Origin of the sequence: Sutcliffiella sp. NPDC057660, assembly GCF_042800035.1 — a bacterium.
GTDB lineage: Bacteria > Bacillota > Bacilli > Bacillales > Bacillaceae_I > Sutcliffiella_A.
In genome coordinates, this window is record NZ_JBHVHV010000005.1 from 230,816 (window position 1) to 250,470 (window position 19,655).

General features: G+C 43.4%; 16 protein-coding genes. 2 read left to right on the plus strand and 14 right to left on the minus strand.

The genetic code is table 11. The features are described from left to right. Positions 1-2 precede the first annotated feature (2 nt). The 14 genes from rsgA to ACFVAD_RS07370 form a co-directional block, all read right to left on the minus strand. Positions 3-881 (minus strand): ribosome small subunit-dependent GTPase A, encoded by an 879-nt coding sequence (rsgA, locus tag ACFVAD_RS07305; protein ID WP_386637602.1) that lies wholly within the window; start codon positions 879-881, stop codon positions 3-5. Between the two features lie 18 nt (positions 882-899). Further along, positions 900-2,888 carry a Stk1 family PASTA domain-containing Ser/Thr kinase gene (gene pknB, locus ACFVAD_RS07310; protein WP_386637604.1) on the minus strand — a complete coding sequence of 663 codons (1,989 nt, stop codon included), beginning with the start codon at positions 2,886-2,888 and terminating at the stop codon, positions 900-902. Continuing rightward, the gene (locus ACFVAD_RS07315) at positions 2,885-3,634 is read right to left on the minus strand and encodes a Stp1/IreP family PP2C-type Ser/Thr phosphatase (protein ID WP_386637606.1); all 750 of its coding nucleotides are present in this window, start codon (positions 3,632-3,634) and stop codon (positions 2,885-2,887) included. The genes pknB and ACFVAD_RS07315 overlap by 4 nt, the downstream gene beginning before the upstream one ends. 9 nt (positions 3,635-3,643) lie before the next feature. Next, on the minus strand, positions 3,644-4,735 hold the full coding sequence (gene rlmN, locus ACFVAD_RS07320) for a dual-specificity RNA methyltransferase RlmN (RefSeq protein WP_386637608.1): 1,092 nt from the start codon (positions 4,733-4,735) through the stop codon (positions 3,644-3,646). Positions 4,736-4,740: 5 nt separating this feature from the next. Continuing rightward, positions 4,741-6,078 (minus strand): 16S rRNA (cytosine(967)-C(5))-methyltransferase RsmB, encoded by a 1,338-nt coding sequence (rsmB, locus tag ACFVAD_RS07325; protein WP_386637610.1) that lies wholly within the window; start codon positions 6,076-6,078, stop codon positions 4,741-4,743. A gap of 1 nt (position 6,079) precedes the next feature. Continuing rightward, the gene (gene fmt / locus ACFVAD_RS07330; protein WP_386637612.1) at positions 6,080-7,024 is read right to left on the minus strand and encodes a methionyl-tRNA formyltransferase; all 945 of its coding nucleotides are present in this window, start codon (positions 7,022-7,024) and stop codon (positions 6,080-6,082) included. Between the two features lie 4 nt (positions 7,025-7,028). Continuing rightward, the gene (def, locus tag ACFVAD_RS07335) at positions 7,029-7,502 is read right to left on the minus strand and encodes a peptide deformylase (RefSeq protein ID WP_386637614.1); all 474 of its coding nucleotides are present in this window, start codon (positions 7,500-7,502) and stop codon (positions 7,029-7,031) included. A 20-nt stretch (positions 7,503-7,522) separates the two neighbouring features. Then, the gene (gene priA / locus ACFVAD_RS07340) at positions 7,523-9,931 is read right to left on the minus strand and encodes a primosomal protein N' (RefSeq protein WP_386637616.1); all 2,409 of its coding nucleotides are present in this window, start codon (positions 9,929-9,931) and stop codon (positions 7,523-7,525) included. Beyond that, the gene (coaBC, locus tag ACFVAD_RS07345) at positions 9,928-11,142 is read right to left on the minus strand and encodes a bifunctional phosphopantothenoylcysteine decarboxylase/phosphopantothenate--cysteine ligase CoaBC (RefSeq protein WP_386637690.1); all 1,215 of its coding nucleotides are present in this window, start codon (positions 11,140-11,142) and stop codon (positions 9,928-9,930) included. The genes priA and coaBC overlap by 4 nt, the downstream gene beginning before the upstream one ends. A gap of 95 nt (positions 11,143-11,237) precedes the next feature. Beyond that, positions 11,238-11,471 carry a DNA-directed RNA polymerase subunit omega gene (rpoZ, locus tag ACFVAD_RS07350; protein WP_010193109.1) on the minus strand — a complete coding sequence of 78 codons (234 nt, stop codon included), beginning with the start codon at positions 11,469-11,471 and terminating at the stop codon, positions 11,238-11,240. Positions 11,472-11,473: 2 nt separating this feature from the next. Further along, positions 11,474-12,088, minus strand: coding sequence for a guanylate kinase (gene gmk / locus ACFVAD_RS07355; protein ID WP_386637619.1), 615 nt, complete (start codon positions 12,086-12,088; stop codon positions 11,474-11,476). Positions 12,089-12,102: 14 nt separating this feature from the next. Next, positions 12,103-12,366 (minus strand): extracellular matrix/biofilm regulator RemA, encoded by a 264-nt coding sequence (gene remA / locus ACFVAD_RS07360; protein ID WP_204413556.1) that lies wholly within the window; start codon positions 12,364-12,366, stop codon positions 12,103-12,105. A gap of 60 nt (positions 12,367-12,426) precedes the next feature. Further along, a complete protein-coding gene (locus ACFVAD_RS07365) occupies positions 12,427-13,302 on the minus strand; it encodes a YicC/YloC family endoribonuclease (RefSeq protein ID WP_386637692.1) in 876 nt (291 codons plus the stop codon). A 394-nt stretch (positions 13,303-13,696) separates the two neighbouring features. Further along, on the minus strand, positions 13,697-16,384 hold the full coding sequence (locus ACFVAD_RS07370; RefSeq protein ID WP_386637626.1) for a cation-translocating P-type ATPase: 2,688 nt from the start codon (positions 16,382-16,384) through the stop codon (positions 13,697-13,699). Between the two features lie 159 nt (positions 16,385-16,543). Here ACFVAD_RS07370 and ACFVAD_RS07375 point away from each other — a divergent pair, with 159 nt between their 5' ends. Together ACFVAD_RS07375 and ACFVAD_RS07380 are read left to right on the plus strand one after the other, a co-directional pair. Beyond that, the gene (locus ACFVAD_RS07375) at positions 16,544-18,253 is read left to right on the plus strand and encodes an Rqc2 family fibronectin-binding protein (RefSeq protein ID WP_386637628.1); all 1,710 of its coding nucleotides are present in this window, start codon (positions 16,544-16,546) and stop codon (positions 18,251-18,253) included. Between the two features lie 340 nt (positions 18,254-18,593). Then, the gene (locus ACFVAD_RS07380) at positions 18,594-19,343 is read left to right on the plus strand and encodes a SurA N-terminal domain-containing protein (protein WP_386637630.1); all 750 of its coding nucleotides are present in this window, start codon (positions 18,594-18,596) and stop codon (positions 19,341-19,343) included. The last annotated feature ends 312 nt before the right edge of the window (positions 19,344-19,655 follow it).

A 19,655-nucleotide genomic window follows, 5' to 3' on the forward strand; every position in this document is an offset into this window, starting at 1 on the left:
TTTTAGTACCTCGGCTTTCTGTCTTTTATTTCTTCCACAAAGGAAACATAATGCTTATAGCGGAAAGGTGCAATTTCTTCTGCTTCCACGGCAGCTTTCACTGCACATTTCGGTTCTTTCAGATGGGTGCATTCCCTGAATTTGCATTGATCACTAATACTGACAAACTCAGGAAAGCATTCCTTCACTTCCTCTGCCGCCATTTCCAGAAATTCAAGGGAACTAAAACCTGGTGTATCCGCTACAAAACCGTCATTGATTTCCATCAGTTCCACATGTCTGGTTGTATGCTTCCCGCGGCCAAGATGCGTGGAGATATCATCTGTTTTCAATTCCAGTTCAGGCCGAAGAACATTGAGAAGGGAGGATTTTCCTACTCCGGACTGTCCTGCGATAACGGACGTCTTATCCTTGAGATACGGAAGTATTTGTTTTAATTGTTCCGGCTCTTTGGTTGACGTCAGGACCACTTCATATCCGATTTCCCGATAATAGTTGGCAAATCCCATCAGCTTTTCATCTTCTTCAAGCAGATCCATCTTGGATATGCAAATAAGTGGTGTCACTTCTTTCGATTCAATCAGTACAAGGAATCTGTCCAAAAGCACCGTACTGAACTCGGGCTCCATTGCGGAAAAAACCAGGATGGCCTGATTGATATTCGCAATGGGAGGACGGACCAGCTCATTCTTGCGGGGCAGGACCTCAAGGATATACCCTTCCTGGTCGTTGTCCGCTTGGAATACCACCATATCCCCAACGAGAGGGGTGATCTTATTTTTGCGGAAAACCCCTCGTCCCCTGCATTGGGTTATATGGCCATCTGCTGTCAAAACGTAATAAAAACCGCTTAATGCCTTGACAATCTTGCCTTCAGGCATACACTCACTCCTTAATAATTACTCAATATCATCGTAATCGATTGTCACCGATTGAACTTCTTCCCCATCTACAAGCACTTTATATTTCGCCTTCTGTTTATAAGGAACGGTTATAGTGAAGCTCGTAATCAAATCTTCCGTAATGATATAGGTTTCCTTCGGTTGTTCCATATTGGTGTTCAAATCTTCCACAAAGAGCTCCACTTTTTGTTCTGCTCCTTCTTCGGAAGGTTTATACGTTATTTCTAGCGGAATGTCTGTTGTCTTGTCTTCTGGCTGTGGTCCTTTGGAGACAATCAGCTGGATTTTATCGCCCTTTTTCACCTGTGATTCAGGTGCGGGATCCTGTTTGATTATATTTCCTGCAGAAACCTCAGCATGGAATTCTTCTTGAATGACCGGCTCAAGCAACAGAGTTGCCAGATGCCTTTGGGCAAACTCGATTGATGAGCCCTGATAATCATCCAGGACAATCGGACTTGCACCTTTTGATACGATGAGCTTCATTACCTCATCTTCGGGGATGACCAATTCACCTGGAGCAGGAGTTTGGCGGATGACCGTCCCCTCTTCCGCTTCCTCGGAAAACACTTCTTCCACCGAATAATCCTTATATTTCGGTTTCACTAGTTTAATTCTGCGTATCGCGTCATCAACCTGCAGGGATGTATAATCATCCACTTCCACTTTCTCTTTGCCTGCACTGCGGTAGATGGTTATTTCAGAGCCTTCTTTTCTTGTTTTACCAGCTTCAGGAGATGTCCTTGTAACAAATCCTTCTTCTATCTCATCACTCGGTTCATCCTCTGTTGCTTTAATGATAAAGCCCTCAGCCAACAGTTCATCCCTTGCATCTTCATACTCCATATTGGACACATCAGGTACGACAATGTCCTTTGGGAGAAGCATGGATGGAAGTAGGGTAAAGGCAGCTACAGAACCAACTCCCAGTAACAAAAGTAAAATAAACAAAAACATTATCCACTTTTTCTTTTTCTTTTTCTTCTTTTTGGGAGGCTCCCCCTCCTTAGGCGGGGGAGCGATTGTATCTGTAGGGACTACCTTGGTTTCATGATTGTTCAACAGATGCTTGGAAAGGTCACCTTTTATGACCGGTATCGCCTTTGTCGCTTCATCGTCGTCATTTGGTATGAAGAACTTCGGTTCATTCAAACGGCTTGAATCCAGTACCGTAGTCAGATCTTCAAGCATTGCCTCCACCGAACCGTACCGATGATTCGGATCCTTTGCCATGGACTTCAATACCACATTCTCCAGGCTTTGTGGAATGGCAGGGTTCCACCTTTTTGGCGATGGCGTCTCAGATTGCAGATGCTTCAATGCAATGGAAACGGCAGATTCCCCTGAAAAAGGCAATCTTCCCGTAAGCATTTCAAACATGACGATTCCTAGGGCGTATACATCAGATTTCTTGGTAGCAAGGCTTCCCCTGGCCTGCTCCGGTGATAAATAATGAACAGACCCCAACAAGGAATTTGTCTGCGTTATGGTAGTGGAGCTAAGCGCCATTGCAATCCCAAAGTCCGTCACCTTAATCGTACCGTAATCATCTATGAGTATATTCTGAGGTTTAATATCACGATGGATGATTCCATTCTCATGTGCATGTGCAATCGCTGATGTAAGTTGTTTCATGATTTCTACAGTATTATACTGTTCCATTGGTGCAAATTGCTGGATGTACTGCTTTAAGGTTTTGCCGGAAACATGTTCCATGACAATATAGTAGATATCATCCTCTTCCCCGATATCATAGATACTCACGATATTAGGATGATCGAGGCTTGTAGCAGACTGTGCTTCTCTGCGAAATCTGCGAATAAATTCTTCATCATTGGCAAAATCTAAGCGTAGGACCTTTACGGCTACATCCCGGTCGAGAATCATATCATGGGCGAGGTAGACATTGGCCATACCCCCGCCGCCAATGACTTCCATTATTTTATAGCGATCATTTAATCTTTTTCCAATTAACAAAGATATCACCCACTTCCCTCTTCGGTGACAGATAATTCGACTATGGCTACCGTTATGTTATCTTCTCCGCCATTTTCATTGGCTCGGAGTATCAGTGTCTCGGCTTTACTTTCCAGAGAATGATGTTCACTCTTTAGGACTTCCACCAGCTCTTTATCATTCACTTTATTGCTCAATCCATCTGAGCAAAGCAAAAGATAGCCAGGGTCATCATATGTAATAGTTTTCAAATCAATCTTAACGGTTTTTTCTGTCCCTAAAGCTTGTAGTATAACATTTTTTCGCGGATGATGCTCGGCATCCTCTTTGGAGATCTGGCCGCTTTTCACCAATTCATTCACAAATGTCTGATCCTCAGTCAACTGTTTCGCTTGGCCATTCGATATAAGATATACCCTGCTGTCACCTACATGTGCAATGGTGAAAAATGAATCCCCGATTATAGCCGCCACGATGGTTGTTCCCATTCCATGACACTCTTCATGCCTGTTTGCATAATCAAATAAGAATTGATTGATTTGACCTATATATGTTTTAAACCAAATTTCAGCAGGTTCAGGAGAAGAGACATTGTTAGACTCCTCCCACAATTCCCTGATATGGTCCACCGCTTTCTGGCTTGCCACATCACCTGCTTGATGACCCCCCATTCCATCACAAACAACTGCTAAAATAGTTCCGTCTTTATTAACAAAAATTCCCCCGTTATCTTCATTATGCGAACGAACTCTCCCTTTATCTGTTAAAAAGACCATTAACAATCGTCACCTCGTCTCTTCTTTTCGCTCCTTCGCACGTAGCTGGCCACACGCAGCATCAATATCATGCCCCTGCTCACGACGAACTGTTACATTTACACCTAGATTTTTCAATGTTTTCTCAAAAAGATTGATCTGTTCCTTCGGCGTTCTTACATAATCACGCTCCGGTACATAGTTAACAGGGATAAGATTGATATGGCACTTGATCCCCTTCACAAGCTTAGCCAATTCCTCAGCATGCTCCACCTGATCATTAACCCCACCGAATAAGCCGTATTCAAAGCTGACTCTGCGTCCTGTCTTCTCGATGTAATAATGTACAGCTTCCATCAGGTCAGGCAGTTTATACGCTTTGTTGATCGGCATCAGACGGGAACGGATTTCCGTATTGGGTGCATGCAGGGAAATAGCAAAGTTGATCTGCATGTTTTCATCTGCAAACTTATAGATTTTCGGTATGATCCCACTGGTGGATACCGTAATATGACGGGCACCGATATTCAATGCTTCATCATGATTGATAATTTTAAGGAAGCTCATCATTTCATCATAGTTGTCAAATGGTTCACCGATTCCCATGATTACCACATGGCTGACACGTTCCTGCAATTCATCGACCGCTTGTTGTACTTTTACGACCTGGGCAACGATTTCTCCTGCTTCGAGATTTCTTTTCAGTCCTCCAAGCGTGGAAGCACAGAACGTACAACCGATGCGACAGCCGACCTGGGTAGTGACGCAGACGGAGTTGCCGTATTCATGTTTCATCAATACCGTTTCAATGGAGTAGCCGTCATGCAGTTCAAAAAGAAACTTCATCGTTCCATCAGAGGATGTTTGCTGCACAATCGTTTTAAGCGTAGTTAGAGTGAAGTGCTGCTCCAACTTTTCACGCAGTTCCTTCGATAGGTTTGACATGTCCTCAAAGGACGTCACTCTTTTTTTATAGAGCCATTCAAAAATCTGTTTTGTTCTGAATTTCTTCTCTCCATTACTCACTAACCATGCTTCAAGTTCTTGCAATTGGAGTGAATAGATGGAGGGTTTATGTGTCGATTCTTCTTTTTTCTTGATGTTCGTTGTTTTTTGTTCCATCTTCCTTACACCTGCCTTTTTAGTCTTACTATAAAGAATCCATCTGTTCCGAAATAGTGCGGCAAAAGTTGGAGCATTCCATCCTGGATGTATGTTTCAAGCTTATGCGGTACTAGATCTTTGATGGACATATCTATCTCAAAATCTTCGTTGTTCTCCAAGAAGGCTTTTACAACTTCTGTATTTTCTTCTTTATCAATTGTACATGTACTATATACTAAAGTTCCACCTTTTTTTACAAGTGGAGCAACCTCATCCAATATAGCAGATTGAATGGTAGCCAGCTGTTTTACATCCTGCATGGTCTTCGTGTATTTCAGATCCGGTTTTCTTCTTATTACGCCAAAACCGGAGCAAGGAGCATCCACCAGAATTTTGTCAAACATCTCACTATGGAATACCTCTTGTGCTTTTCGGCTATCCATTGCCTTTACTTCAATATTAGAAAGTCCCAATCGGTCAGCCTGCTCTTTGATCAGCTTTACCTTGTGCTCATGAAGGTCTGTCGAGATGACAGTACCTGTCCCCTTCATCAATTCTGCGATATGGGTCGTTTTCCCGCCTGGAGCTGCACAGGAATCGTAAACAGTCTGTCCGGGTTCTACATCGAGTGTTCTGGCTACAAGCATCGAACTTTCATCCTGAATGGTGATAAAGCCGTTTTTAAATGCATTGGAATAAGCCATGTTTCCTTTTTTCGACACGATGCTTTCTTGTGCAACTTCGCCTTTTTCCACATCAAATCCTTGAGCCTTCAACATAGAGATAACGTCCTCGACAGAAGCTTTAGCTGTATTTACCCGAGCAGTCTGACTAGGGGGCACCAAGTTCATTTCACACAATCTTTCGGTATTTTCTACTCCGTATTGCGCTACCCACTTTTCCACCATCCAACGGGGATGGCTGGTTGCAATGGATATTCTTTCCACATCATTTTTCATCGCTTCCAAATCGGGAACACCTTGGCGCTGTATGGATCGGAGCACGCCGTTAACGACAGATGCCACACCTTTGTGCCCTTTCTTTTTTGCGATTTCAACGGCTTCATAAATGGCTGCTCTTTCAGGTACTTTATCCAGGTAGAGCATCTGGTACAAGGTAAGTCGCAAAAGCACCTTCACCCAATCCTCGAGTTTCTTCTGCTTTTCTATATAAGGAGTCAAATAATAGTCGATTGTCATCGTCCGCTGAATCGTCCCGTAGACAATTTCCGTAAATAACCCAGCGTCTTTTTTGTTCAGCTTGCCTGAATCCAAGTAGTTGTTAACCAGCAAATTACTGTATGCCTGCTTTTTCTCCACATTTACCAGTGCTTCCAAAGCAAGCTCTCTCACGTTTTTCATTTTATTCTCCTAGCTGTATGCCCTCTGATAACGAAGCACCTGCACCGTTTAAATATTGCATCCCGGTCATTCGTTTTTTTCCTGCGAGTTGAAGGTCAGTTATTTTGATACCAATAGTATTACCAGTTTTCACAATGAATCCATCTTCTTCTTTTCCGATTATCGTACCAGGTGCTTCCATACTGCCGGTTTCCACCTTCTCTCCCCACCATACTTTCATGACTTGCCCTTCAAGTGTGGTGTATGCGACCGGCCAAGGGTGCAAACCTCTGATATGATTATAGATTTCCTCACCTGTACGGGACCAATCGATTCTTTCCTGTTCCCTTTTGATATTGGAAGCGAACGTTGCCTCTTCATCGTTTTGTTTGATTGGTGTCAATTTTCCTTCAAAAAGGAGGGGCATGGTTTGGGAAAGCAGCAAGGATCCGGCCTCACTCAATTTATTGTGGAGCGTACCTACATGATCCTTTTCCGTAATGCTGACCTCCACTTGAGTAAGGATATCCCCTGCGTCTAGCTTCTCCACCATATACATGATGGTCACTCCTGTCTTCTTTTCTCCAAGAAGGATGGAATAGTGGATTGGTGCACCGCCTCTAAGTTTTGGCAAAAGGGATGCATGTACATTGATGCATCCGTATTTTGGCGCATCGAGCAAAGCCTTTGGAAGTATCTGGCCGAATGCCGCTGTTACAATCAGATCAGGCTCCAACCCAGTGATTTTTTCATATTCTTCAGCCAGTCTGATTTTTTCTGGTTGAAAAACAGGAATGCCATGCTTTTCCGCCTCCACTTTGACAGGGGGAGGCGTCAGGACTTTCTTTCTGCCTTTTGGACGGTCCGGTTGGGTAACGACCGCGATCACCTTATAGCCATCGTTGAGTATTTGCTGTAAAACCGGAACGGCAAAGTCCGGCGTTCCCATAAATACGATACGTTTCATCTTATCACCCTTCTAACTCTTGTTCTTCAAAATATCTGATTACCTTACTCGTAAAAAGCACTCCATTCAAATGGTCTATTTCATGCTGAATAGCTCGCGCCAAAAAGCCTTTCGCCTCTAACTCATACCATTTCCCCTTGCGGTTCTGCGCTTTTACTTTAATATAGTTGGAGCGGCTGACCTCCCCAAAAAGACCGGGAAAGCTCAAGCATCCTTCAGGTCCCACCTGTTCGCCTTCTGTAAAGATGACTTCAGGATTAATGAGCTCTATTTTTCCTGCCTGCTCATCCGTTTCAACGATTGCTATCTGTTTTGCGATGCCGATTTGTGGTGCAGCAAGTCCAACGCCATCCGCCTCTAGCATCGTATCATACATATTGTTCAGCAGGCGAATCAGGCGCTTGTCAAATGTCGTCACAGATTCACATTTCTGCTCCAGCACTGCCGCTGGATATTCCACTATCTTTAAAATTGCCACTATTTTTCTTCCTCCAAAAATTACATTAACATGTAAGGATTTAAATCGATATGGATCGCCAGTTTTTCCTGGTCCATTTGTGATTGGTATTTTTCCACAACACTCTTTAAGGCATGGTGCAGATTTGGTTCCCTTTTATATTTAATGATGCATTGATATCGATATCTGTCTTTTATTCTTGCAATCGGGGAAGAAACCGGCCCCAGAATGACCGCTTCCCTGGAAAGCTGTCCACCAAGGTAGCTCGTAATCCTTTCCGTTACCGTAACAACCTTCGTCAGTTCCTCATGAGTGACCGTAACAAGGGCAAGGTAGTAGAAAGGTGGGTACTGATGGTTTTTTCTCAGGAGCATTTCTTTCTGATAAAAGCCAATATAGTCGTGTGTACTTGCTAATTCTACACTATAATGCTCCGGGCTGTAAGTCTGAATGACCACTTCGCCGGGAAGTAGATGTCTTCCGGCACGTCCGCTTACCTGTGTCAGTAGCTGGAAGGTTTTCTCCGATGAACGGAAATCAGGGATATTTAACATCGTATCTGCTGTTAATACCCCTACCAATGTCACTTGTGGAAAGTCCAGTCCCTTCGCAATCATTTGTGTCCCGAGCAAAATATCCGCTTTCCTGTCCCCGAACTGCTGAAGGAGTTTTTCATGGGAGCCTTTTCTACTGGTGGTGTCTACATCCATTCTAATGACCCTTGCACTCGGCAGCAATTTTGTCAGCTCTTCTTCCACTTTTTGCGTTCCGGTTCCAAAGAAACGGAAATGATCGCTGTCACAACTGGGACAAGTGGAATGGACTTGCTCTTCATATCCGCAATAATGACATTTCAACTGATTGTTGATACGGTGATAGGTCAAGGAAATGTCGCAATGTGGACATTCCACTACATAGCCACAGTCTCGACACATAACAAAGGAGGAATACCCCCTTTTGTTTAAAAACAATACGGATTGTTCCCCACGCTCAAGCCTGATCTGCAGCTTTTCAAGGAGGTCCCTCGAGAACATGGAACGGTTTCCTTCCCTTAATTCCTCTCTCATATCCACTATTTCTACAGTCGGCATTCCCTGGTCGCTCATTCTTTTGTCCATCGTCAGCAGCTGATAGACACCTTTGGAAGCTCTCGCAAAGGTTTCAAGTGTTGGGGTAGCACTTCCCAATACAACCGGACACTGATGAAATCTCCCTCTCTCCATTGCGATGTCACGTGCGTGATAACGTGGAGTATCCTCCTGTTTATAGCTCGTTTCATGCTCTTCATCTATTATGATGATTCCGACATTTTCAAAAGGTGCAAAAATGGCAGATCGTGCACCGACTACCACTTTCACCTCTTTGCGGTGAATCTTACGCCATTCATCATACTTCTCTCCCATGCCAAGCCCACTATGCATAACAGCAACATCGGAACCAAAACGAGATTTGAAGCGATTAACCATCTGCGGGGTGAGGGAAATCTCTGGTACAAGTACGATTGCCTCTTTTCCTTTTTTCAGGACTGCATCCACTGCCTGCATATACACTTCCGTTTTCCCGCTTCCAGTTACACCAAACATGACATACCCTTCATGCAATCCACTTTCAATAGAAGAAAGGATAGGCGATATTGCTTGCTGCTGCTGGGAAGTAAGTGCCAAAGGCTCAGACTTTGCAAATTCCCTGTTCGCATAAGGGTCCCTGTATCTTTCATCATCCACTTCCTGCAGAATACCCAGTTTCACCAGGGCTCCAACCGCACTTGTACCTATCTGGAGGTCTTCAAGCAGCTGTTTCTTTTCTATCTTCTTCTGTCCGGTTTCCATAAAGAAATCCATCAGGCGGTGCTGGGATTGTGCGCGGGTGGACACCTTGTTCTTTGCTTCCTTTAATTCCTCTTTGGAGGCAGTCAGCACTATGACTTTTACCGTTTTCTTGGAAAGTTTGTCTTTGACTTCATAATAGACTTCCAAAACCTCATCATCAATTAGTTGTTTAATCAGTCTGTAATGGCCAGTACCTTCAAAATCTTCGAAACGGGCCCTGTTGGAGGAATCAAAAAACAGTTCCAAATGTGGAGGCAGCTTACTCCTGTCCTTTACAAGTATCCATTTTTCATATTTAGCTTTCAGCGCAGCAGGGAGCATCGCCTGAAAAGCTGAAATGGTAAAACATAATGTATGGTCCCTAAGCCATTCGGCGAGCTGCAGGAGCTCCGTTGTCAAGATTGGACTGATATCTATCAGGCTCGAGATCGGCCTCGTCTTCTTTACCGAGGTTGTTTCTTTCAAACCTATAACAAACCCCTGTATTTGGCGGGGGCCAAATGGGACTACCACTCTCATTCCAGGCTGGATAAAACCATCCCACTTTTCAGGGATCTCATAATCGAATGCTCTGTCTGTCTGTTTTGCCGGAACATCTACTATGACACTTGCATATGTCATGCTTTTCCCTCGAAATTGGAGGCTATCTCCTCTAATAGGGAGGCAGCGACTTCTTTCTTGGACATTAGTGGCAGGGATAGGTTTGAGCCGTCTTTACGATAGATGGTGACAATATTCGTGTCCGTTCCAAATCCCGCTCCATCCATCGTGACATTATTGGCCACGATATAGTCGAGATTTTTTCTCTCGAGTTTTCCTATTGCATATTCTTCCACATTATTCGTTTCCGCAGCAAAACCTACCAGAATCTGATGCTTCTTTCTTTCACCGAGTGCTTTTAGTATATCTTTCGTCCGTTCCATTTCCAGTACACTGTCGCCAGCCTGTTTTTTCATTTTCGTATCTGCTATATGCTTTGGGCGGTAATCGGACACTGCGGCCGATTTGATGACCACATCGGTCCGGTCGTATTGGGCAAGGACCGCTTCATACATCTGTTCGGCAGTTTCCACCCTGATGGTATGGACCTTCGGGGGATCAGGAAGTGCAGTCGGTCCGGATACCAGTGTAACCTCTGCACCTAGATCAGCCGCCACCTCAGCAATCCAATAGCCCATTTTCCCAGTTGATCGGTTCGAAATGAACCTGACCGGATCAATTTTCTCCAAAGTCGGTCCTGCGGTTACCAGGATTTTTTTATCTCGGAGTGGAGAAGGTTTAGAAAAATCAGTGGTAAAATGATCTATTACAGCTTGCACAATGGATTCAGGCTCCTCTAATCTCCCCTTGCCGACATAGCCGCAAGCCAGAAACCCTTCGCCAGGTTCGATAAATCTGTATCCGAACGCCGCTAAGCGGTTCATGTTTGCTTTTACTGCGGGATGGTCGTACATATGCACATTCATGGCAGGTGCAACCCAGATTGGAGCAGTTGCTGCAAGCAGGGTGGTGGTGACCATGTCATCCGCCAATCCGTTTGCCATCTTGCCTATTGTATTGGCGGTTGCGGGCGCTACCAGTATCAGATCGGCCCAATCAGCGAGGTCAATATGGGAAATCACAGAAGGATTTTTTTCTTCGAACGTATCGGTGAACACTTCATTTCTTGATAATGCCTGAAAAGACAGCGGTGCGACAAACTTGCAGGCGGACTGGCTCATGATAACCTTTACTTCTGCACCTTGCTGAACAAGCTTGCTAGTGAGAGCAACAGCTTTATATACGGCGATGCCGCCAGTTACACATAAAAGGATTTTCTTATTTGTTAACAGCATTTTTCTATCCCCCGATAAGAAATTTTACGTGTCTAAAAAAATAACAACCTATCGCTAGGTTGTTATTTCAGACTGTTGGAAAACGATTGGCATTATTTGTGGTTTAGGATTCCTTCGCTTCTTTCCGCTGTTTTAATCGTCTTGGCAGAAAGCAGACCAGCATCGATTTCTTCCAGCGCTTTTCCTACAAACTTGTAGGAAACCGTCTTTTCGATCATTTGGTCGTTTACTTGCTGCAATTCGCGGGCACGTCTTGCCGAAACCGTTACAAGTGTATATTTGGAATCCAGTTTTTGCATCAATGAATCAATAGATGGGTATAGCATAATTATTCAGCCTCCAGCATTTGTTTGTATTTTTCGCGTAATCTTGTTCTTTTGCAATGTTCCGCTTGAACGATGGCTTGAATCCGATCGCATGCCAGATCTACTTGATCATTCTCCACCACATAATCATAAGCATCCATCATTTCGATTTCTTCTTTTGCAACCGTCATTCTATTATTAATGAGGTCTTCTGTTTCTGTACCTCTTGTTGTAATTCTATTTTTCAGCTCCGACAGGCTTGGAGGCATCAGGAAAATGAAGACACCCTCAGGGAATTTACTTTTCACCTGGATGGCACCCTGCACTTCGATTTCGAGGAAAACATCCTTGCCTTCTGACAGACATTGTTCCACATAATCTACCGGTGTGCCGTAGTAGTTCCCTACGTATTCCGCCCATTCGATGAATTTGTCCTGTTCAATCAGTTCTTCGAATTCCTCTCTAGTATGGAAGAAATAATCCGTCCCATGCAACTCTCCAGCTCGGGGATTTCTTGTTGTCATCGAGATGGAATAATGTAGACTTACATCATCTTTTGAAAATAGCGCTTTTCTGACAGTTCCCTTTCCAACCCCAGATGGACCGGAAAGAACGATTAATAATCCTCTATCTCTCATTAATTAATAAATACCTACCCTTCATCAGACATATCATCTTTATTTACAAGTCGTTGTGCAACGGTTTCCGGCTGGACAGCTGACAAGATTACATGATCGCTATCCATGATGACTACCGCCCTAGTTCGTCTTCCATAGGTTGCATCTATAAGCATTCCTTGATCCCTTGCGTCTTGGATGATCCTTTTGATCGGTGCAGATTCAGGGCTTACAATAGATATTATCCGATTTGCTGAAACAATGTTGCCAAAGCCAATGTTAATCAACTTAATACTCATAGTTTCCACCTCTAGTTACCAACTATATTCTAACCCCTTTAAGAGGTTAGTAATCAAAGATTATTCGATGTTTTGCACTTGCTCCTTGATTTTCTCGATGCAAGATTTCATTTCCACCACAAGATTCGCTATTTTGGCATCATTCGCCTTGGAACCGATGGTGTTGACCTCCCGGTTCAATTCCTGCACAAGGAAATCCAGTTTTCTGCCAATTGCTTCCCCACTCTTCAGGGAGAGCGTAAATTGCGCAATATGGCTATGGATTCGTTTTAGTTCTTCATTGATGTCCGCCTTATCCGAGAAAATAGCAGCCTCTGTGACAAGTCTCTGTTCATCAATTACCGATCCAATATAATCTTTCAATCTCTTCTCCAGGCGTTGTCGATAGGCTTCTACTACCATAGGGGCATATGAATGAAGTTCAATCGCGGTCTTTTCGATATGGGAAACATGTTCGATGATGTCTTTTTGCAGTTGCTCCCCTTCAATGGAACGCATCGTTACCAATTGCTTGGTTGCCTTATGTACATTTTCTAACAGTGAGTCTTCCAATTCATGGTGAATCGTTTCTTCTTCCGTAACGGAAAACACATTCTCTAATTGTAGTATATCACTTATTTGTATGGAACTAGAAATTTGATATGTATCTTTCACCTGCAGCAAGGATTGCATATATCCCGATAGCAGGGACCAATCTACATTCACTTGCTTTTCGGCAAGCCCTTGTCCTTCTATTGTAATAAAGACTTCCACTCTTCCTCGCAGGATGGTAGAGGAAATCACGCGTTTGATCTTATCCTCAAGCGAAAGAAACTGCTTAGGCATCCTTATATTAATTTCACAAAAACGATGATTCACCGATTTCATTTCCACCAGGATCCGATAGGTTTCAGCATTCGTTTCTGCCCGTCCAAAACCTGTCATACTCTTTACCATCATACTCACTTCCGTTCCCTAAGTATAGAATGGCTCTTTTCAAGTACTCCATTTAATGAAAAAAGAGCCTTGTAGTGGCTTATCTCGATGCTAAGCAAACACTATATTAGCATTGTTTCACCTTTTTTAAAAGAAGATATTTCATTCTAATCTAAAAACAAAGCTCTTTTCTTAAAGTTTGTTGCTTATGTTCGTAAAAAATCGGCATTTGGATTTTTTACAGCATTTACCCTCGTCTCATTCAAAAAAAAATAAATCTATTGGACTGGAAAAGAGCACGAAAGCAAATAACATTACGTGTTTATATTAGATACGTCAAAAGCTACAATGAATGCGAAAACAGTCAAAAACAAACGAAAAGGTAATAGAGTTTACCTCTACTACCTTTTTTATACTATACCATATTTTTCTTTGTTTTTCCTGTGAAAAGCGTTCCCACCAGTAAAAAAGTAGGAAGCGAAGCTAATCCCATTATTAACAGCCATTCCTCCGGTGCAAGAGAAACTGTGTGGAAAATGGTTTGCAATGGCGGGTAGTAGATGACAATGAGCATCAGGATGACACTTGAAATGACGGCCCCGACCAAATAAAGGTTCTGGAACGGATTACGATGATAAATGGACCGCTCACTCCTACAGTCGAATACATGTATCAGCTGTGCCATTACCAAGGTTGCAAAAGCCACTGTCTGGGCATAAATCAGCTCGTCTGGATGCTGCTTATATACGATGATAAAGGCAATCAAGGTCACGAGTCCTATCAGGAAGCCTCTGCTGATGATTTTCCACCAAAGTCCTCTCGCAAACACTCCCTCTTTCGGATGCCTTGGCCTGCGTTTCATGACATTGCTTTCCGCCTGATCCAAGCCAAGTGCCATGGCAGGCAGTCCATCTGTAACCAGATTCACCCATAGGATCTGGATGGGTACGAGCGGCAATGGCAAGGCAAGCAGCATGGCAAAAAGCATGACCAGAATTTCACCCACATTGGAGGCAAGCAGGTATCTGATGAATTTTCTTATATTTTCATAGATGTTTCTTCCCTCTTTGATTGCAGATTTGATGGTAGCGAAGTTGTCATCCAATAATACAAGCGATGAAGCCTCTTTTGCCACGTCAGTCCCTGTTATCCCCATGGCAATACCTATGTCGGATGCTTTGATGGCAGGGGCATCATTGACACCATCCCCTGTCATGGCGACGATATGCCCTTTTTTCTGCAACGCTTTTACAATGGAAAGCTTGTGCTGCGGGGACACCCTTGCAAACACATAAACATCATCCACCATTTCTTCGAGCTCTTCCTGTGTCATCTTCTGAAGCTCTTTCCCCTCAAGAACCTTTCCACCCATCGGAAGTATGCCGATGTCTGCTGCAATAGCTTTGGCCGTTACGATGTGATCTCCAGTTATCATGACTGTTTTGATGCCAGCTTCCTTGCATTCCTTTACAGCTTGTTTCACTTCCGGTCGAGGTGGATCGATCATTCCTTGTATTCCTATTAAAATTAATTCCTTTTCCACATCTTTTTCTGTCATGCTATGGTGATAGTGAGTTAGCGGTTTAAAGGCGACTGCTATGTTTCTCAGTGCTTGTGACGCCAGCACATGGACTGTATCCTTTACGATGGATTCATATTTGGCTGTAAATAGCTGCTTTTTACCCTCCCACAGAATAAATTCACTGACTCCACTGATGACGTCAGGTGCACCTTTAGTGATCAGGAACAACTTCCCCTGTTTATCTTCCACTACCATACTCATCATTTTTCTTTCTGAATCGAATGGGTATTCCTTTACAATTGCAAATTCCTTCAGCAGACCTTCCTTTGTATAGCCCGCTTTCATTGCAGCAACTGCCAGGGCTCCTTCTGTCGGATCCCCATCCAGGACAAATTGATTATTCTTTTCAAGTATATTGGCATGGTTACAGATCAGCCCGAATGTCAGAAGCTGCTGCAAGGATTTGTTCTGGGTGGGATCCTTGGCATCATTTGCAATGAATTCCCCTGCCGGATCATATCCGTTTCCAGTAACATTCCAGGTATGTCCCCCTGACCAGGCATGCGTCACCGTCATCTTGTTTTGTGTCAATGTTCCTGTCTTATCAGAGCAAATGACTGAAGCGCATCCAAGGGTTTCGACTGCTGGAAGTTTCCTTACGATGGATTTCTGCTTGATCATCCGCTGTACACCTAGCGAAAGTGCTACTGTTACGATGGCAGGAAGCCCCTCAGGGATGGCTGCAACCGCCAATGATACTCCGGCAAGGAACATATCGTACATATTATGTCCCTGGATCACCCCAAGGATTACCACAAGCAATGTAAGGAATAGGGCAACTATAATGAGGATTTTCCCAAGCTGCTCCAGTTTCCGTTGCAGCGGGGTGATTGTGGTTTCCGCCGATTGTAGAAGATCTGCAATTTGTCCCATTGCCGTATTCATACCCGTTGCAACTACTATACCCACGCCTGATCCCCTTGTGACGAGCGTACCCATAAATGCCATATTCTCCTGATCTCCGATAGAAATATCTCCGCCTTGTACAGGTGTGTCCCTTTTCACAGATGGAACAGATTCACCAGTCAATGCAGATTCCTCTATTTCCAACGAGCTCGCCTGAACGATTCTCATGTCGGCACCTATACGGTCCCCACTGGAGAATTTCACCACATCACCTGCCACTATTTCACGAGAGGCAACCTTACGCCATTCTTTATCTCGCAAAACAGATACCTGCGGGGCAGAAAGTTCCTTCAGCGCCTGAAGGGATCGCTCCGCCTTTCGCTCCTGAAAGAAGCCCAAAACCCCATTGATAATGACAATTGCAATGATGGCAACCGCATCGATATATTCACCAAGGAGACCCGATATTAAAGTGGCGGCGAGAAGAACAACTACCATAAAATCTTTAAATTGCTCCAAAAACACTAAAAAGGCGTTGGGACGCTCCGCCTCTTGAAGCTCATTCGTCCCAAACTGCAACAGACGATTTTTTGCTTCTGATTCACTTAATCCATTTTTAACATTTGAATTGATTTTTTCTACAACCTCTTCTGTTCTCATCTCATGCCATTTCATCTGTTTCACCTCACAACCTTTGCACAAAATCTATCTAACAAAGCTTATTCAGACTCGTCCAAAAAAATGATATACTTTTTAGGACTTCTGAAGATTGATTGTATATAATTGATTTAGTCTAAAAGAAATTTGGATTGGCATGGAAGGGAAGTAATATAGATGTCTTTTGATGGTATTTTTACATATGCAATGGTTAGAGAATTGAAGGAAAAGTTGGAAAGTGGACGGATTACGAAAATTTACCAGCCTTATAAGAATGAACTGGTGCTGACGATACGTTCGGGCAGAAGCAACCATAAGCTGCTGATTTCTGCACATCCAAGCTACGCTCGCATTCATCTGACGGAAGAAAGCTACGATAATCCCAGTGAACCACCGATGTTCTGCATGCTCCTCCGTAAACATTTAGAGGGAAGCATCATTACAGATATCCACCAGATCGGAATGGACCGAATCATTGTTTTTGATGTGAAGGCCCGGAATGAAATCGGTGATGTGACTTACAAACAGATAATAGTGGAGATCATGGGCCGCCATTCCAATATCATCTTCATTGATAAGGAACGTGGAATGATCTTAGACAGCATCAAGCATGTCTCCATGTCACAGAACAGGCACCGCAGCCTTTCACCAGGACAGCCTTATGTACTGCCCCCAGAGCAGAACAAAATTCATCCTTTTGAAGCAACAGAGGATTTGGTACAGAGAAAGATTGATTACATCGGAGGAAAACTCGATAAGCAGCTCGTTAATACCTTTGCCGGCATCTCACCCCTTTTTGCGAAAGAAGCGGTATACAGATCCGGTCTTGCAAATAGGCAGACACTTCCACCAAGCTTTGCCGGTCTCATAGAGGATGTAAAGTCGGGTTTCCTTGAGCCGCAGATCATAACGGCTGATAGCAAAGAGATATTCTACCTTCTGCCGTTGACACATCTCAAAGGAGAAAAGAAAACGTTCTCCACGTTAAGTGAACTGCTGGACCGCTTTTATTTTGGAAAGGCCTCCAGAGACAGAGTCAAACAGCAGGCAAATGACTTGGAACGATTCATTGCCAATGAAATCGAGAAAAATAAAAAGAAGATCATCAAACTTGAAAAAACATTGGTGGATGCAAAAAATGCGGAAGTGTTCCAATTATATGGCGAGCTTCTGACAGCAAATCTCTACCAGATATCCCGTGGTGACAAAGAGGTGGAAGTCCTTAACTACTATAGTGAAGATGCGGAGAAAATAACCATTCCTTTGGATCCGCAGCGCAGCCCTTCAGGGAATGCTCAAAGGTACTTCCAGAAGTATCAAAAAGCAAAGAATTCCTTGGCTATTGTCGAGGAGCAGATTTCAAAGGCAGAAGCTGAAATAACCTATTTTAATTTGATCCTCCAACAGGTGGAGACAGCCTCCCCTAAAGACATACAGGAAATTCGTGAAGAGTTGGCCGAGGAAGGCTATATGAAGATGAAGCAAAAGCGAAATCAAAAGAAGCTGAAGCCTCAAAAACCGGTTTTGGAAGTCTATCAGTCAACCGATGGGACCGAGATTCTGGTCGGCAAAAACAACAAGCAAAACGACTTTTTGACAAATAAGGTAGCAAAACGCGATGATGTGTGGCTCCATACAAAGGATATTCCAGGCTCACATGTCGTAATCCGAAGCACCGAACCGACGGAAGAAACCATCAAAGAAGCAGCAACGATCGCCGCCTACTTCAGCAAGGGACGCCATTCCGGCTCCGTACCTGTAGACTTCACAAAGGTCAGAAACGTCAAAAAACCATCAGGCGCAAAACCCGGCTTCGTCATCTACGAACAACAACAAACCATCTACGTCACACCTAACGAAGAGATGATTATTGCTTTGAAAAAGTAATTAATTTGATTAGGCTTTTTAAAACAAAAATATTGAACTTATGTATCTAGCTGTTGATTGGAGCAATAGGCGAAGACTCCTGTGGGAGGCAGCGGTAGGCTGGAGACCCCGCAGGGCAAAGCCCGAGGAGGCTCCAGCACCGCCCCTTGGGTCGCTGCGCCTAGTGCGGAAATCAACAGCGGTCTTTAATCAGAAACATAAAATCCCCCAATTCAAATTGAGATCTAACATTCACCCTTTTCATGAAAATTAAGAAGAATAGGGGAAATCATTTGCTTCCTTATAAAAACCATGTTTAAATGGAAAAATAGTTTTAAATGTTTCTAATGGAGGTTTCAACATGAAAAATAAATTTACAATCTTGTTAATCACACTAATGTCCACTCTCCTTCTGGCAGCTTGTGGCGGAAATGATGACAAAGCGGCAGACAAAGATGCAAAGAACAATGAGGAGCAACCGACTGAACAGGCTCAGGCTGAAGAAGTCGATCCCAAGAAAGTCGTAGTGAAAGTAAATGGCGAAGAAATCAAAGGTGAAGAATATAACACAATGATGCAGCAGACTTCCATGATGATGATGCAATTTGGACAAGGCACCGATCCAGAAGCTATTAAAGAGCAAACTTTAAACTCTTTAATCGAACAAAAGCTATTATCACAGGAAGTAGCAAACAAAGGCTACAAGGCTTCTGAACAGGAAGTGGAAGACTACCTGGCAGAAATCAAAGCAAGCTATGAAAGTGAAGAAAAATTTGAAGAGGCACTTAAAAGCAGCCCTCTTACAATCGACACACTTAAAAAGCAGATTGCAGATGAACTGGCTCTAGAAAAATACTTGGAAAAGGAAGTCGGCAAAACGGAAGTTACCGATGAGCAGATCCAGGAGTATTATGATCAAGCCAAAGCACAAAACGATGCACAATTAAAAGAATTGTCCGAAGAGGAAAAGAAACAGCAGCAGCCATTCCCAGAGCTTGCTGACGTGAAAGAAGATATCAAAGGCCAATTGGAACAGCAGGAAACTTCCAAAAAGCTTCAGGCTATCGTAGAGGACCTTAAAGAAAAAGGCGAAATTGAAAAATTGATCTAATGGCAATAAGTGAAAAGGTACACTCCCTTTATGTGGAGTGTACCTTTTCTTTTCTTATAATATTATTCTTAGCACAGATTCGATGATGGTGCATGTTGAAATGTTTGACTACTTGTTAGTAAATGGAGCAATAGTGAATGATTTTCGAGATTGTTAGAATGTTTGTTGAATCTGTTAGAATGTTTGTTGAATTTGTTAGAATGTTTTGCAATACTGTTAGAATGTTTGGTAAATCTGTTAGAATACGCCTATCTTACCAAGCTGACACGCTCATAACCACTCAAGATTACATAAAACAGAGTAAAAAACCGA

Coding starts and splice junctions, on each gene's coding strand:
- rpoZ (WP_010193109.1), bottom strand. CDS start 11,471: ATGCTATACCCATCTATTGATTCATTGATGCAAAAACTGGATTCCAAA.
- fmt (WP_386637612.1), bottom strand. CDS start 7,024: ATGAAACGTATCGTATTTATGGGAACGCCGGACTTTGCCGTTCCGGTT.
- remA (WP_204413556.1), bottom strand. CDS start 12,366: ATGAGTATTAAGTTGATTAACATTGGCTTTGGCAACATTGTTTCAGCA.
- rlmN (WP_386637608.1), bottom strand. CDS start 4,735: ATGGAACAAAAAACAACGAACATCAAGAAAAAAGAAGAATCGACACAT.
- gmk (WP_386637619.1), bottom strand. CDS start 12,088: ATGAGAGATAGAGGATTATTAATCGTTCTTTCCGGTCCATCTGGGGTT.
- ACFVAD_RS07315 (WP_386637606.1), bottom strand. CDS start 3,634: ATGGTCTTTTTAACAGATAAAGGGAGAGTTCGTTCGCATAATGAAGAT.
- rsmB (WP_386637610.1), bottom strand. CDS start 6,078: ATGAAAAACGTGAGAGAGCTTGCTTTGGAAGCACTGGTAAATGTGGAG.
- ACFVAD_RS07365 (WP_386637692.1), bottom strand. CDS start 13,302: ATGGTAAAGAGTATGACAGGTTTTGGACGGGCAGAAACGAATGCTGAA.
- ACFVAD_RS07375 (WP_386637628.1), top strand. CDS start 16,544: ATGTCTTTTGATGGTATTTTTACATATGCAATGGTTAGAGAATTGAAG.
- ACFVAD_RS07380 (WP_386637630.1), top strand. CDS start 18,594: ATGAAAAATAAATTTACAATCTTGTTAATCACACTAATGTCCACTCTC.
- rsgA (WP_386637602.1), bottom strand. CDS start 881: ATGCCTGAAGGCAAGATTGTCAAGGCATTAAGCGGTTTTTATTACGTT.
- priA (WP_386637616.1), bottom strand. CDS start 9,931: ATGACATATGCAAGTGTCATAGTAGATGTTCCGGCAAAACAGACAGAC.
- ACFVAD_RS07370 (WP_386637626.1), bottom strand. CDS start 16,384: ATGAAATGGCATGAGATGAGAACAGAAGAGGTTGTAGAAAAAATCAAT.